Consider the following 13,218-nt stretch of genomic DNA (forward strand, 5'->3'; position numbering starts at 1 on the left):
ACGAGGTGAACGATTGTGGAAACAACCGCTACGCAGGGAACCAAGCAAACGATTTTGCAAATCACGGGGATGACTTGCGCCGCATGCGCGAACCGGATCGAGAAAGGCTTAAATAAATTGGATGGAGTCTCTTCTGCGAATGTCAACTTTGCCCTGGAAAAAGCAAGCGTCACTTACGATCCGGCGAAAATTGGCGTAGAAAATTTGGAAGCGACGATTAAAAAGCTTGGCTACGATACGGCGAAAGAGGTTGCCCAGTTTAAGCTGGAAGGGATGACTTGCGCCGCGTGCGCAAACCGGATCGAAAAAGGGCTCAGCAAGCTGCCGGGCGTGACGAGCGCTTCCGTCAACTTTGCGATGGAAACCGCCCGCGTCGAATATTCGCCCGGTGAAGTCTCGATCGAAGATATGCAAAACAAGGTTAAACAGCTTGGCTACAAAGCGATTTCAAAAGAAGAAAATGCGACCGCAGAAGATCACCGCGGCCATGAGGTCAAGAATCAGAAACGGAAACTGCTCATTTCGGCCATTCTTTCCTTCCCTCTGCTCTGGAGCATGGTTGCCCACTTCTCGTTTACCTCATGGATCTACATGCCGGAAATGCTGATGAATCCATGGTTCCAGCTTATTTTGGCCACACCGGTGCAATTTTATGTCGGAAGGCAGTTTTATGTGGGTGCTTATAAGGCGCTGCGCAATGGCAGTGCGAATATGGACGTTCTGGTCTCTCTGGGCACCTCGGCCGCTTACTTCTACAGTTTGTACCTGACCGTCGATTGGGCCGCTCGCGGAGGCAGCGTACATCACGGACCTTCTTTGTACTATGAAACGAGTGCAATCCTGATTACGCTGGTGATCCTGGGAAAACTGTTCGAATCGCTGGCCAAAGGCCGCACATCGGAAGCGATCAAATCGCTCATGGGACTGCAGGCGAAAACGGCTTTGGTTGTACGCGACGGCCGGGAGCTGACCGTTCCGGTAGATGAAGTCATCGTGGGAGATATCGTGCTTGTCCGTCCCGGAGACAAAGTACCGGTGGACGGCGTAGTGCTCGAAGGCGTATCGTCGGTCGACGAATCGATGCTGACAGGCGAAAGTCTTCCGGTAGAGAAAAAAGCCGGCGATGCGGTGATCGGAGCGACGTTCAACAAAAACGGCATGCTGCGGATTCAAGCAACGAAAGTCGGCAAAGAAACGGCGCTGGCGCAAATCATTAAAGTCGTGGAAGAAGCGCAGGGCTCTAAAGCGCCGATTCAGCGGGTAGCGGACATCATCTCCGGCATTTTTGTTCCGATTGTTGTCGGAATCGCAGTCGTCGCTTTCCTGGTATGGTATTTCTTCGTGACGCCGGGTAATTTTTCAGAGGCTTTGGAAAAAGCGATCGCCATCCTTGTCATCGCTTGCCCTTGCGCACTCGGTCTGGCCACTCCGACATCGATCATGGCGGGATCCGGACGCGCCGCGGAGCTCGGCATTTTGTTCAAAGGCGGCGAGCATCTGGAGCAAACGCATAAGATCGACGCGATCATTTTGGATAAAACCGGTACCGTCACGAAAGGTAAACCGGAACTGACCGATGTGTTAACCGAAGGGAACGAAACGGAATTTCTTAAACTCGTCGGCGCGGCGGAAAAAAATTCCGAGCATCCGCTGGCGGAAGCGATCGTTGCCGGCATCCGCGAACGGAATATCGAGCTGCCGGGAACGGAATCCTTCGAAGCGATTCCGGGATTCGGAATCAAAGCGGCGGTGGAAGGCAAGCAGCTGCTCGTCGGCACACGCAGACTGATGGAGAAATACGAAGTGGATGCAAAGCATGCTTACGAGACGATGGCCCGTTTGGAAGAAGCCGGCAAGACGGCGATGCTTGTCGCGATCGATGGCCGCTATGCAGGAATGGTCGCTGTGGCGGATACGATCAAGGAAACCTCGCAGGCCGCAGTTAGCCGGCTGAAAGAGATGGGCATCCAGGTGATCATGATCACCGGCGATAACGAAAGAACAGCCAAGGCGATCGCAGCCCAAGTCGGGATCGATCATGTACGCGCGGAAGTTCTTCCGGAAGGAAAGGCAGAGGAAGTGAAGAAACTGCAGGCGCAAGGCAAAAAAGTAGCCATGGTCGGGGACGGCATCAACGATGCGCCGGCACTGGCGACGGCGGACATCGGTATGGCCATCGGCACCGGAACCGATGTGGCGATGGAAGCGGCGGATGTCACCCTCATGCGCGGCGACCTGGCGAGCATCCCGGATGCGATTTATATGAGCCGCAAGACGATGAGCAACATCAAGCAAAACCTGTTCTGGGCGCTCGGTTATAACACCCTTGGCATTCCGATTGCAGCGATTGGTTTGCTCGCACCGTGGGTAGCGGGCGCGGCCATGGCGCTCAGCTCCGTTTCCGTTGTTCTCAATGCGCTTCGCCTGCAGCGTGTCAAAGTGCGTCACTAATTTTTTACTCATGAAAATAGGAATGGAGAGTATACCATATGAACAAGAAAATGATCGTGATTTCAAGCATTCTTGCCCTCGGTTTGCTGTCTGCATGCGGCAACGCGAATAAAAGCGAGCATCCGGCCGGTCACGAGACCGGCCAGCATCAAAGCAGCACCGGTGCGGAGGCCGGCGGCCATAGCGGCCATGGTGCGGAAGCGCAATCTGCGCCGGCTAACTTCAAAGCGTCGTTTTCGTTTGCATCGGGAGGAGCCAAAGCGGGCGAAAATACGGAGCTGAGCATTCAAATCACCGATAAAGACGGCAAGGCGGTGGGCGATTTTGAGGTCAACCATGAGAAGCTGCTGCATCTCATTATCGTCAATAAAGACCTTTCCTTCTTTAACCATATTCATCCCGATTTCAAAGGAAACGGAACGTTTACGATCAATACCTCCTTTCCGGCCGGCGGGGAGTATAAAGTGTTTGCCGATTTCGTTCCGAAAGGCGGAGCCGCCACGACGCTGAGCGAATGGAAGAAGGTGGAGGGCAAGGCGGCCGAACCTGCCGCGGTCAAAGCGGACACCAAGCTGGTGAAAACGGTCGACGGCAAAGAAGTCGAGCTCACTTTAAGCAGCATGAAGTCAAAAGAGGACGTTACCCTTACATTTAACATCAATGACGCGCAAACCAAAAAAGGGATCAGCAACCTGGAACCGTATTTGGGCGCTGTCGGACACGTCGTTATTTTATCGGCCGATGCGGAGCAGTACATTCATGTCCACCCGCTCGATGAAAAAGCAACCGGCCCGAAAGCGCAGTTCGCCACTTCTTTTCCGAAGAGCGGCACCTATAAAATATGGGGACAATTTCAGCATCAAGGAAAAGTGCTTACCGTACCTTACGTAGTCGAAATTAAATAATTCGGCAAGATCGAAGATGGGGTGGATGGGTCATGGGAGAAAAAACAAAAATCGCGATAAGCCCGGCGATTCAAGTCGGAGGCAGCTTGTTTACGCCGGAGCAGCTAGCACAAATCGGTGCCGCTGCAGGAAAGGATGCCCGAATTGAAATGACGCCGTTCAAACAGCTTTATGTTGAAGTGCCGCTCGAACGGCGCGATGCTGTCAAGGAAGCGCTTGAGCGTTATGGACTTGAAGTATATCCGGCGGGGGCCGCGACGAAAAGTCTTATCGCCTGCAATTTCTGTAAAGGGGCCGAAGAGGCCGGTTTGGAAACGGCACGAACCTTAAATCAAGCGATTGCCGGCATTGAAACGCCAACGCCGCTTAAGATCGGATATGCGGGATGTGCGCTTGGAACGAGCGAACCGCTACTAAAGGATATAGGGGTTGTGAAAATGCGCGATACGTTTGATATCTACGTTGGCGGTGAACCGAAGGGGCTTAAAACGTCCTTTGCCAAGCTGCTCGTGTCCGGATTAACGGAAGACCGGCTCGTTCCCGCCATTACCGCCATCGTCGATTACTATAAGGCCCAAGCTAAAGGCAAAGAAAAATTCAGCAAATTCGTGGATCGAGTAACGCTTGAACAGCTGCAGCAAATCGCCGGTTAATGCTAAGTCGAATAAGAGGAGGTGAACCTATCATGCAAGAAGCTACGGTTAAAGTACAAGGTATGTCTTGCCGTTCCTGCATACGAAAAATTGAAGGAGCCCTTGATTCGATCGGCGCTGCCGGCCGCGTTAACTTTGAACAGGGCACCGTACATGTCCAATTTGACGAAGCAAACTTACAATTAGCCGATATCAAAGCAGCCATCCGAAACAAAGGATATGACGTTGTAGCATAAATTACATTCGACGGTGAGCAAGGGGAGTGTGATTTGAAAATGAATGAATCCGTAAAAATATATACGATACCGACTTGCAGCGATTGTAATTATGCAAAACGGTACTTCAAAGAACGCGAGATACCCTATACGGATTATAACTGCGAAGATGACGTCAAGTATGCAGAGGAAGTATGGAATTTGACGGGAAAGCAGATTGTTCCGACAATTGTCATCGGCGACAAGGTGTTTGTCGGTTTTGCGGAAAATCTGCATGAGATTAGTGAACTGTTAAAATAAATTTAGCGTAAACCGGACCTCCATCCCCATTTCATTGGTGGATGGAGGTCATTTTACATTTAAGATGCTCATTTTGTTGCAAATGCAACATAATTATTATAATATGTATGATGAGGAGTGATCAGAAAATGAAAGAAATGAAGGTGCATAGATGAAAGAAATCCTGCGCGAAATTGGAATGATTGCCCGGGCCTTGGATTCTATAAGCAATATAGAATTTAAAGAATATGACCTTACCAAAGGTCAGTATTTGTACCTTGTCCGAATATGTGAAAACCCGGGAATCATTCAGGAGAAGTTAGCTGAAATGATTAAAGTAGACCGAACAACCGCAGCCCGCGCAATAAAAAAACTTGAAATGAACGGCTTTATTGAAAAGAAAGATGACGAACATAACAAAAAAATAAATAAGCTCTTTCCAACAGAAAAAGGGAAACAGGTATTTCCTTTCATAAAAAGAGAAAATGATCATTCGAATAAAGTCGCATTGGCGGGATTTTCCGAAGAAGAAGCAGAAACCATTTTTCAACTTTTGCAAAGAGTTAGAAAAAATATAGAAGTTGACTGGGAATTTGTAAAAAAGGGCAACAAGAGAAATTACTGATTTGATATAAAGGAGCTTTAAAATGACTATAAAAATAACAAAGTGCAGCCTGGAAGATTTACAAATACTCCAGGAACTAAGTATTGAAACATTCAACGATACATTTAAAGACCAGAATTCACCTGAAAATATGAAAGCCTATTTGGAGAGAGCATTCAACAGTGAACAGTTGGAAAAGGAATTAGCCAATGGCTCTTCGGAATTCTTTTTCATCCTCTTCAACGAAGAACTTGCCGGATATTTAAAGGTAAATATGAATGATGCCCAATCCGAAAAAATGGGCGACGAGTCGCTCGAAATTGAGAGAATTTATATCAGATCCCATTTTCAAAGAAAAGGGCTTGGAAAATATCTAATTAACAAAGCGATGGAAATAGCCAAAAGTCAAAATAAAAAGATGATCTGGCTGGGAGTTTGGGAAAAGAACGAGAACGCAATTGACTTTTATAAAAAAATGGGTTTTGTTCAAACGGGAGCTCACTCTTTCTACATGGGCGATGAAGAACAAATTGATTTTATATTGACCAAAACCCTGGTATCACGTACCAATAACTGAAAAGCTGGGAGATAGCCTGCGCTATGCGGTTTATCTCCCGGCAGCCTGCCCATTCATATGAACGTATTTTTCAGATGGCAAGCAAGCTGGATCTTGAGCATATCTTCAGGATCGTCAAACCGCAGATTGAGCAGCTCCTCGATTTTTTTCAATCGCTGATACAAAGAATTGATATGAATATGAAGCTTCTTGGCCGATTCCACAGCAGATTTATTAGAAGAAATATACACCATCAACGTTTTTTCCAAATCTTTATTTTGAATTTTGTCCGAACGCAGCGGTGCCAGTATCTCCTCGATATATTTCTCTATTTCCTGAATCGGCTGATTCAGGAAGAAGCGGTTGAGGCTGATTTCCTCGTATCGCATCAGCCCGAATTTATTTCGGTTTGTGGCAAAAGCGACGGTTTTGTTCGCTTCGCTATTGCTTTTTATAATGTCCTCCGGCTCTTTATAGGCCGTACCGATTCCTCCACGCAATAAATGGTTATCGCCGCTCTCCCATTCTTTGATGACCGCCTTCATTTGGTGAATCGCTTTTTCAATTTCCGCGATATCATTTACCGAAATGAGCAATGTCACTTTGTTATGATCTCCAAAAACCAACTTGCTGATGTTCGCAAGCTCTTTATCGAACTTGGCTATGAGGCGCTGTATCTTTGCTTCCACTTCGTACGGCTCGAACAATCCGGGAATTTCACATAAAACAACGAAAGTATATGAATAGAACGTGAAATGAAATTGCCGTCCTTTCGAGATGATCTGCTCCCGATCCTGCATGTCCAGTATTTGTTGAAAGTACTCTTTTGTCTTTTTATAATACAGTTCGGTGATCGAGAACTTTTTAATAATTTCAAGCGTAAGCACCGAACCGCTTTGCTCTACGGTGATGGTGTCCATCGGCGTCAGCGGGTGAGACGCCGTTACAATAATGCAGCCGAGCAATACGGTTCCGATCGTAATGGGATAGACGAAGTAGTCCTGGTTAAACCATGAAACGGACATTGGCGCTTTCTGCCGATTTTCGAACATTTCGGAAATCGCGGCAAAGCTGATCTTATTTTTGCTTTGCGGACCTGTATAAATTTCGTTATCGAGACAATCCACATATGAGACAGGCATTCCGAGAATACGGTTAATTTCATTGACCAAGTTTTTAATGCCCTTGTTTTTCAAGGAAAGCTGGGTTAACGTATCATGAACATGAATCCTTTTTTGCAAAAGCCGGTTGTTTTCTTCCAGTTTCGTGCTTAGCTCGGTAACCTGTTTCAGCCTCAAGCTCGTTTCCTCATAAAGCTTCGCATTATGAATGGCGATGGCGACTTGCGAAGCGAAGCCCTGCAGCAGCTGCAAATCCCGGTTGGTGAAATTTCTCTTCTTGGAAAATTGAAGGATGGTCAGCGTTCCGATCCGGGTTTCGCCTAATGAGACAGGAACGCTCATCAACGCGTTGGCTTTCTTTTCATTTTTCACATAATCGATGTTTTCTTCCGAGATGTTCGTGTAATCGCGCAGCATCTCTTGCTTGGATTGATAGATTCTCGGAATGCCGTCGGCAAACACTTTGCCCGAAATAGCTTCTCCTTTTTTTGTTTTATATCGGGCAAAAGAATCGTCAAAGCCAATCAGAGCAAGTGGAACGAGCAGCGAGGACTGACGGTCGAACAAGCGGAAAATCCCGGCGTCTCCAGCCGAAATGACCGTTATTGCGCTTCGGATAATGGTTTGAAGCAATTCATTCAAATCAAGCGTGGAGGTCAGCATACGGATGCCTTCGATCATTTTTTCCAATTCCATGTCCCTGGATTTATTCAATTCCTGATGGCAAAGATCGGAACATAGAAGATATACATAGTCCAGCTCGTATTCCGTGAAGGCAGCGGCCGCATCTCCAAGGCAAATGACTAATTGAAACTGGTTTTCCAAGGTAATGTTCATATAAGAGTTGCCGTTTCGGCAAAAAAAAGAATAATGCGAAGCGGGATCTGAAAGTGACGGCAAAAGCGGAAGACTTTCCTCGTTCCCTACGGTTAAAACGGGCTCCAATGCGTTGTGCTGGCCGAACCATATGCGAAAGGAGAAACAGCCAAGTTTTTTTGAAATATATGTCTGCAGTGATGTAAGGTTTAACAACGTATACTCACCTCTTGTTGTGTAAAAAACTACAATATAACAATGAAATTATGTTAATGAACTACATAGCTTTTGCTAGAAAAAAGTATAAACTATTTTGTAAGCGTTGCACATTAAAAATTTTTGGAGACGATTTTGCAGCGTTATGTCATGTTATTTAACAAAGAGAAGGAGTGGGGTTAAAGAAGGGTTGTTTGGCTGAAAAAAAAAGATCATTGCGGAAGCGAAAGCACAATGAAGCGGGCGTTTTTTTCAATGGACTTTTGAAGACTCTAAAAAAATTGCGGCGGAGTGATGAATATGAAGCGAGCCCTGGCAAGCAAAAGAAATTATGCAGTTCTTTTGGTTTTATTTCTGGCTTGGATCGTAGGTTATTTTGACAAAGTTTCGATAAACGTTGCCATCATTCCGATAACGAAGGAGCTTAATTTGACGCCGGACAAAGCGGGTCTCATCTTAAGCAGCTTTTTCCTCAGCTACGCCGTTATGCAGCTGGTGGGAGGGTATTTGGCCGATAAATTCGGGTCCAAAAAAGTATTGACGGGCGCCATTTTTACATGGTCGATTTTTACCGGAATAACCGGGTGGGCGAACTCGTTTTTCGGTATGATCGCTTCCCGGTTTATGGTGGGTGCCGGAGAAGGCTCTTTTCCGACGGCGAGCTCCGTAACCATTGCCAATACGTTTCCTAAGGAACAGCGGGCCCGGGCCAAGTCGGTCGTGCAATCGGGAAGCTCCGTGGGGATTGCCATCGGCTCGATCGTCATCGCTTCGCTAACGGCGTCTTTTGGCTGGAGGATCATGTTTTATTCGCTAGCGGTGCTGGGTGTTCTCCTTGCGATTTTGGTCTGGTTCGTGCTCGGGGCGTCCGATCAAAAGCAGGAGGGCGAGAACGAACGGAGGGCAAACAAAGTCCCGGTCAACATGCTGCTCAAAACACCCCTGGTGTGGAAATTGCTCGTTGTGTATTTTTTCGCCAATTTCGTTTTCTGGGGGCTGCAAAGCTGGCTGCCATCTTATTGGGTGAAGGTTAAGGGCATGAGCATGGTCTCGATGGGCGCTTATTCATCCATTCCGGCTATTCTGGGTTTTATTTCGTTCCTTGTAAGCGGCTGGGTATTGGATAAATATATGCTGGGCAAAGAGAAATATATTATTATCGGCGGTGCGTTTTTATCCGCGATATTTATCTACCTCATGTTTAATGCGACCTCGATACCCTTGGCGTTTACGTATTTGACTTTATCGAATGTATTTTTGAATCCGATCAGCATTACCGTATTTATTATGCCGCTCAAGCATATGGCGAAGGAATCGGTAGGCACGGCAACAGGCATTATTAATGCCGGGGCGCAAGTGGGCTCTATTTTGTCACCGACCGTCATGGGTTATTTGATCAGCTCATCGGGCAACAACTACAATGCAGCTTTCATGTTCCTGGTCTTTTCCTGCATTGTGATGCTGATTGCAGGTCTGACGATTAACACGAAGAAAAGCGCCAATGAGATGGGCCCGGATAGCCCGGCAATAGCCGACTAACCAAGGGCTGCGAACGTAGAGGAGAGTGCGGGTATGCTGCGCGAATCGATGAGGCTGGAGAAGGATTTTCTTGGTGAGAAGGAGGTGCCTGCGGATGCTTACTATGGGATACAGACGGTAAGGGCTGTGGAAAATTTCCCGATTACAGGGTATACGATTCATAAAGAATTGATCATTGCAATGGCTATGGTCAAAAAAGCGGCCGCCACGGCCAATATGGAGATTAAGCAGCTGACTCCGCGGATTGGCCAAGCCGTTGTGCAGGCGGCCGAAGAAATTATATCCGGCAAATGGCACGATCAATTTATTGTAGATCCCATTCAGGGCGGCGCCGGCACTTCCATTAATATGAATGCGAACGAGGTTATCGCCAATCGCGCGATCGAGCTGATCGGTGGTACGAAGGGAGATTATGGCGCGATTAGTCCGAATACGCATGTGAACATGTCCCAATCGACCAACGATACCTTCCCGACGGCGCTCCATATTGCCGTTTTGTCCTTGCTCGAGAAGCTTCTCGCGACGATGAAGGAGTTGCACGAAGCCTTCCGGCGAAAGGCCAAGCAATTTGATCACGTAATCAAAATGGGCCGAACCCACCTGCAGGATGCCGTTCCGATCCGGCTTGGCCAGGAATTCGAAGCTTACAGCCGGGTGCTGGAGAGAGACATCGTTCGAATTCAGCGCACCCGGGAGCATTTGCATGAGGTCAATTTGGGAGCTACGGCGGTAGGCACCGGGCTGAATGCGGACCCCCGGTACATTCGAAGAGCTGTCGAGGTTTTGGCCGACATAAGCGGTTTTCCGCTTAAAAATGCCGGGCATCTTCCGGACGCAACGCAAAATACGGACGTCTATACGGAAGTATCCGCCGCCCTTAAGGTTTGCATGATCAACATGTCCAAGGTGGCCGGCGATTTGCGGTTGATGGCGTCCGGGCCGCGGGCAGGCTTGGGCGAAATCAGCCTTCCGGCCCGCCAGCCCGGTTCCTCCATTATGCCCGGCAAAGTAAACCCGGTAATGTGCGAAGTCGTCAATCAGGTTGCATTTCAAGTGATCGGCAACGATCATACGATTTGCCTGGCTTCGGAGGCGGGGCAGTTGGAACTGAATGTAATGGAGCCGGTGCTCATGTTCAATCTTCTTCAATCGTTAAGTATGATGAATCAGGTGTTTCGCGTTTTCCGTACGCATTGCTTGGAAGGCATTGAAGCCAACGAGCAGCGATGTAAGGAGTATGTAGATAAAAGCGTAGGCATTATGACAGCCTTAAATCCTCATCTTGGTTATGAAGCGTCGGCACGAATCGCACGCGAAGCCATATTGACCGGGAAGTCTGTCCGCGAGCTCGTCTTGCTGCATAATGTGCTGACCGAAGATGAGCTTGAACTCATTCTGGATCCTTACCAAATGACCGAACCCGGCATAGCGGGGAAAACTTTATTGGAAGCGAAGTGAACCTTATGAATCATCAAACATTCATTGCAGATATGATCGAACGGAAGAGACAGAAGCTGATTGAGGTGAGCGACACCATCTGGGGATTTTGCGAAACCCGTTACGAAGAATTTCAATCCGCCGAGCTTATCGCCAAGACGCTTGAGGGAGAGGGATTTCGTGTCGATCGTCGCGCCGGAGGGGTTGAAACGGCTCTTGTAGGGAGTTATGGGAGCGGAAAGCCGGTCGTTGCGATATTGGGAGAGTTTGATGCCTTGTCCGGTTTGAGCCAGCAGAGCAACCTAACGTTCAAAAAGCCCATTCTGGAAGGAGGCAACGGACACGGATGCGGCCATAATCTGCTGGGGACGGGGGCGCTTGCCGCGGCGATTGCGATTCGCCATTATATGGAGCATCATGGGCTTGAAGGAACGGTGCGCTATTACGGTTGTCCGGCGGAAGAAGGCGGCGGCGGGAAGGCATACATGGCCCGGGCCGGTCTATTCGACGATGTTGACGTTGCGTTCACATGGCATCCTTGGGATGAGAATCTGGCCTACAACGCGAGAATGCTGGCCACTTGCCAGGTTTATTTCAAATTTATCGGGATCAGTGCTCATGCCGCGGCAAGTCCCGAATTGGGCCGCAGCGCGCTGGACGCCGTAGAGCTGATGAACGTGGGGGCCAACTTCTTGCGGGAGCATATCATTCAGGATGCAAGACTCCATTATGCCATTACGAATGCGGGCGGATTCGCACCGAACGTCGTTCAGGCGGAGGCGGAAGTATTGTATAAGATTCGCGCTCCCAGGATGGATCAGGTGCGGGAGATTTTGGATAGAGTCTACGATGTTGCCCGAGGAGCCGCCTTGATGACAGGGACAAAACTGGAGACGCAATTCGATGCGGCTTCGGCGGACTTGATTCCGAATATTACGTTAGGGGCGATGATGCACAAGCAGTTTGTGCAAATCGGCGGCGAATCTTACACGGAAGAGGAATTAAACTTTGCCAAAGAGATTCAGGCCAGCTTCTCGGAAGCGGAAATGAAAGCCGTTCATAAAAGTAACGGAAAAGTACTGTCCGAGCAGGTAAATCCGTACTCTCCGGAGCCGGGCTTCCTTGCCGGATCGACGGATGTCGGCGATGTAAGTTGGATCGTTCCGACAGGACAGGTTTATGTGACGACTTGCGCTTACGGCACCCCTCCGCATAGCTGGCAAATGGTTACGCAGGGGAAATCGTCCATTGCCCACAAAGGGATGCTGCTTGCCGGTAAAGTTTTGGCGTCCTCGGCGATAGAGGCCATGTTGAATCCTTCGATCATAGAGCAAGCGAAAGCGGAACATAAGGAACGGCTAGGCGGGGAAGCGTATCAGTCCATGATTCCTCCGGAAGCGATGCCGGCCCCTATCCGGCGAACGTAGAAATCCGGTACCGGATTTCCAGCGGTTGTTACAACCAAGAGGAGATACTTACATGGTGAAGCTTTCAACCTTCCAAAAAACGATGCTCGTTATCGCGCTCGTTTTATTGTGGGGTTTATCATTTCCAATTAATAAAATGACCTTGAGCCATACTCCGCCAATGCTGTTTGCAGGGATGCGTACATTGGCGGGCGGTCTTCTGCTCGTATTATTCATGCTGGGGAAACGGCAGCAACTGCAATGGAAACGGAACTGGAAAATCTATACGATTTCCGCGCTGCTTAACGTGGTATTATTTTTCGGGCTGCAGACCTTGGGGTTGAAATTTATGCCCTCAGGGTTATTTTCCGTGCTCGTCTATTTGCAGCCTGTTCTTATCTCCCTATTCGCTTGGATTTGGCTTGGCGAACGCATGTCATCGTATAAAGTGATCGGCCTCCTCTTCGGATTTTTCGGCGTAGCCGTTGTTAGCGTGAAAGGGGCGTCCGGTCCGGTTTCCGGTATTGGAATTGTCATTGGGTTATGTACGTCCGTCAGTTGGGCGCTCGGAACCGTGTTCGCCAAAAAAGTCAGCTCTCATGTTAATTTCATGTGGCTTGCCGCATTGCAGTGCATGATTGGCGGGACCGTTTTAACCGCCGCAGGCTCCTTATGGGAGCAATGGAGCGCTATTGACTGGAATGCAGCCTATCTGGAGGGGATGTTGTTCAGCAGTGTTCTGGGGGTATCCGGTTCATGGTTTCTGTATTTTACGCTTGTGAATTCCGGAGAAGCCAGCGTCGTGACGTCTTATACATTCCTTGTGCCGCTTGTCTCCGTTTTGACCGGCATTTTGTTTTTGAATGAATCGTTTACTTTCTATTTACTGCTGGGGTTATTTTTTATCGTGGTTAGTATTATTATGGTCAACCGCAAACCTCGCAAACCTGGATCAACTACCACACGGCCTTTCAAGACAAAAGGGGGGTAACATATGGCTTATAACAACTTGGTCGTCTG

General features: G+C 48.5%; 12 protein-coding genes. 11 read left to right on the forward strand and 1 reads right to left on the reverse strand.

The features are described 5' to 3' along the window. Positions 1 to 15 precede the first annotated feature (15 nt). The 7 genes from MYS68_RS37505 (at position 16) to paiA (ending at position 5,684) form a co-directional block, all read left to right on the forward strand. On the forward strand, positions 16 to 2,451 hold the full coding sequence (locus MYS68_RS37505; RefSeq protein WP_338043660.1) for a heavy metal translocating P-type ATPase: 2,436 nt from the start codon (positions 16 to 18) through the stop codon (positions 2,449 to 2,451). A 38-nt stretch (positions 2,452 to 2,489) separates the two neighbouring features. Further along, entirely contained in the window at positions 2,490 to 3,356 is an 867-nt protein-coding gene (locus MYS68_RS37510; RefSeq protein ID WP_248930614.1) for a hypothetical protein, read from the forward strand. A gap of 32 nt (positions 3,357 to 3,388) precedes the next feature. Beyond that, entirely contained in the window at positions 3,389 to 4,009 is a 621-nt protein-coding gene (locus tag MYS68_RS37515; protein WP_248930615.1) for an NAD(P)/FAD-dependent oxidoreductase, read from the forward strand. A 32-nt stretch (positions 4,010 to 4,041) separates the two neighbouring features. After that, complete coding sequence (locus MYS68_RS37520) at positions 4,042 to 4,245, forward strand: heavy-metal-associated domain-containing protein (protein WP_248930616.1); 204 nt, start codon at positions 4,042 to 4,044, stop codon at positions 4,243 to 4,245. Between the two features lie 39 nt (positions 4,246 to 4,284). Then, positions 4,285 to 4,524 (forward strand): glutaredoxin family protein, encoded by a 240-nt coding sequence (locus MYS68_RS37525; RefSeq protein ID WP_248930617.1) that lies wholly within the window; start codon positions 4,285 to 4,287, stop codon positions 4,522 to 4,524. A 151-nt stretch (positions 4,525 to 4,675) separates the two neighbouring features. Then, positions 4,676 to 5,128, forward strand: coding sequence for a MarR family winged helix-turn-helix transcriptional regulator (locus MYS68_RS37530; protein WP_248930618.1), 453 nt, complete (start codon positions 4,676 to 4,678; stop codon positions 5,126 to 5,128). Positions 5,129 to 5,150: 22 nt separating this feature from the next. After that, positions 5,151 to 5,684 carry a spermidine/spermine N(1)-acetyltransferase gene (gene paiA, locus MYS68_RS37535; protein ID WP_248930619.1) on the forward strand — a complete coding sequence of 178 codons (534 nt, stop codon included), beginning with the start codon at positions 5,151 to 5,153 and terminating at the stop codon, positions 5,682 to 5,684. 53 nt (positions 5,685 to 5,737) lie between these two features. On the opposite strand, the gene MYS68_RS37540 is transcribed toward paiA, so the two are convergent. Further along, positions 5,738 to 7,621, reverse strand: coding sequence for a helix-turn-helix domain-containing protein (locus MYS68_RS37540; RefSeq protein ID WP_248930620.1), 1,884 nt, complete (start codon positions 7,619 to 7,621; stop codon positions 5,738 to 5,740). A 495-nt stretch (positions 7,622 to 8,116) separates the two neighbouring features. Between MYS68_RS37540 and MYS68_RS37545 the strand changes: the two genes are divergently transcribed. From MYS68_RS37545 to MYS68_RS37560, 4 genes are read left to right on the forward strand one after another with little or no spacing between them, the layout of a single operon-like run. Continuing rightward, complete coding sequence (locus MYS68_RS37545) at positions 8,117 to 9,355, forward strand: MFS transporter (RefSeq protein ID WP_248930621.1); 1,239 nt, start codon at positions 8,117 to 8,119, stop codon at positions 9,353 to 9,355. A 33-nt stretch (positions 9,356 to 9,388) separates the two neighbouring features. Further along, positions 9,389 to 10,813 carry an aspartate ammonia-lyase gene (gene aspA / locus MYS68_RS37550; RefSeq protein ID WP_248930622.1) on the forward strand — a complete coding sequence of 475 codons (1,425 nt, stop codon included), beginning with the start codon at positions 9,389 to 9,391 and terminating at the stop codon, positions 10,811 to 10,813. 5 nt (positions 10,814 to 10,818) lie between these two features. Beyond that, positions 10,819 to 12,219 carry a M20 family metallopeptidase gene (locus tag MYS68_RS37555; protein ID WP_248930623.1) on the forward strand — a complete coding sequence of 467 codons (1,401 nt, stop codon included), beginning with the start codon at positions 10,819 to 10,821 and terminating at the stop codon, positions 12,217 to 12,219. Between the two features lie 52 nt (positions 12,220 to 12,271). Continuing rightward, on the forward strand, positions 12,272 to 13,189 hold the full coding sequence (locus MYS68_RS37560) for a DMT family transporter (RefSeq protein ID WP_248930624.1): 918 nt from the start codon (positions 12,272 to 12,274) through the stop codon (positions 13,187 to 13,189). The last annotated feature ends 29 nt before the right edge of the window (positions 13,190 to 13,218 follow it).

The sequence above is a fragment of the Paenibacillus hamazuiensis genome, assembly GCF_023276405.1.
GTDB lineage: Bacteria > Bacillota > Bacilli > Paenibacillales > NBRC-103111 > Paenibacillus_AF > Paenibacillus_AF hamazuiensis.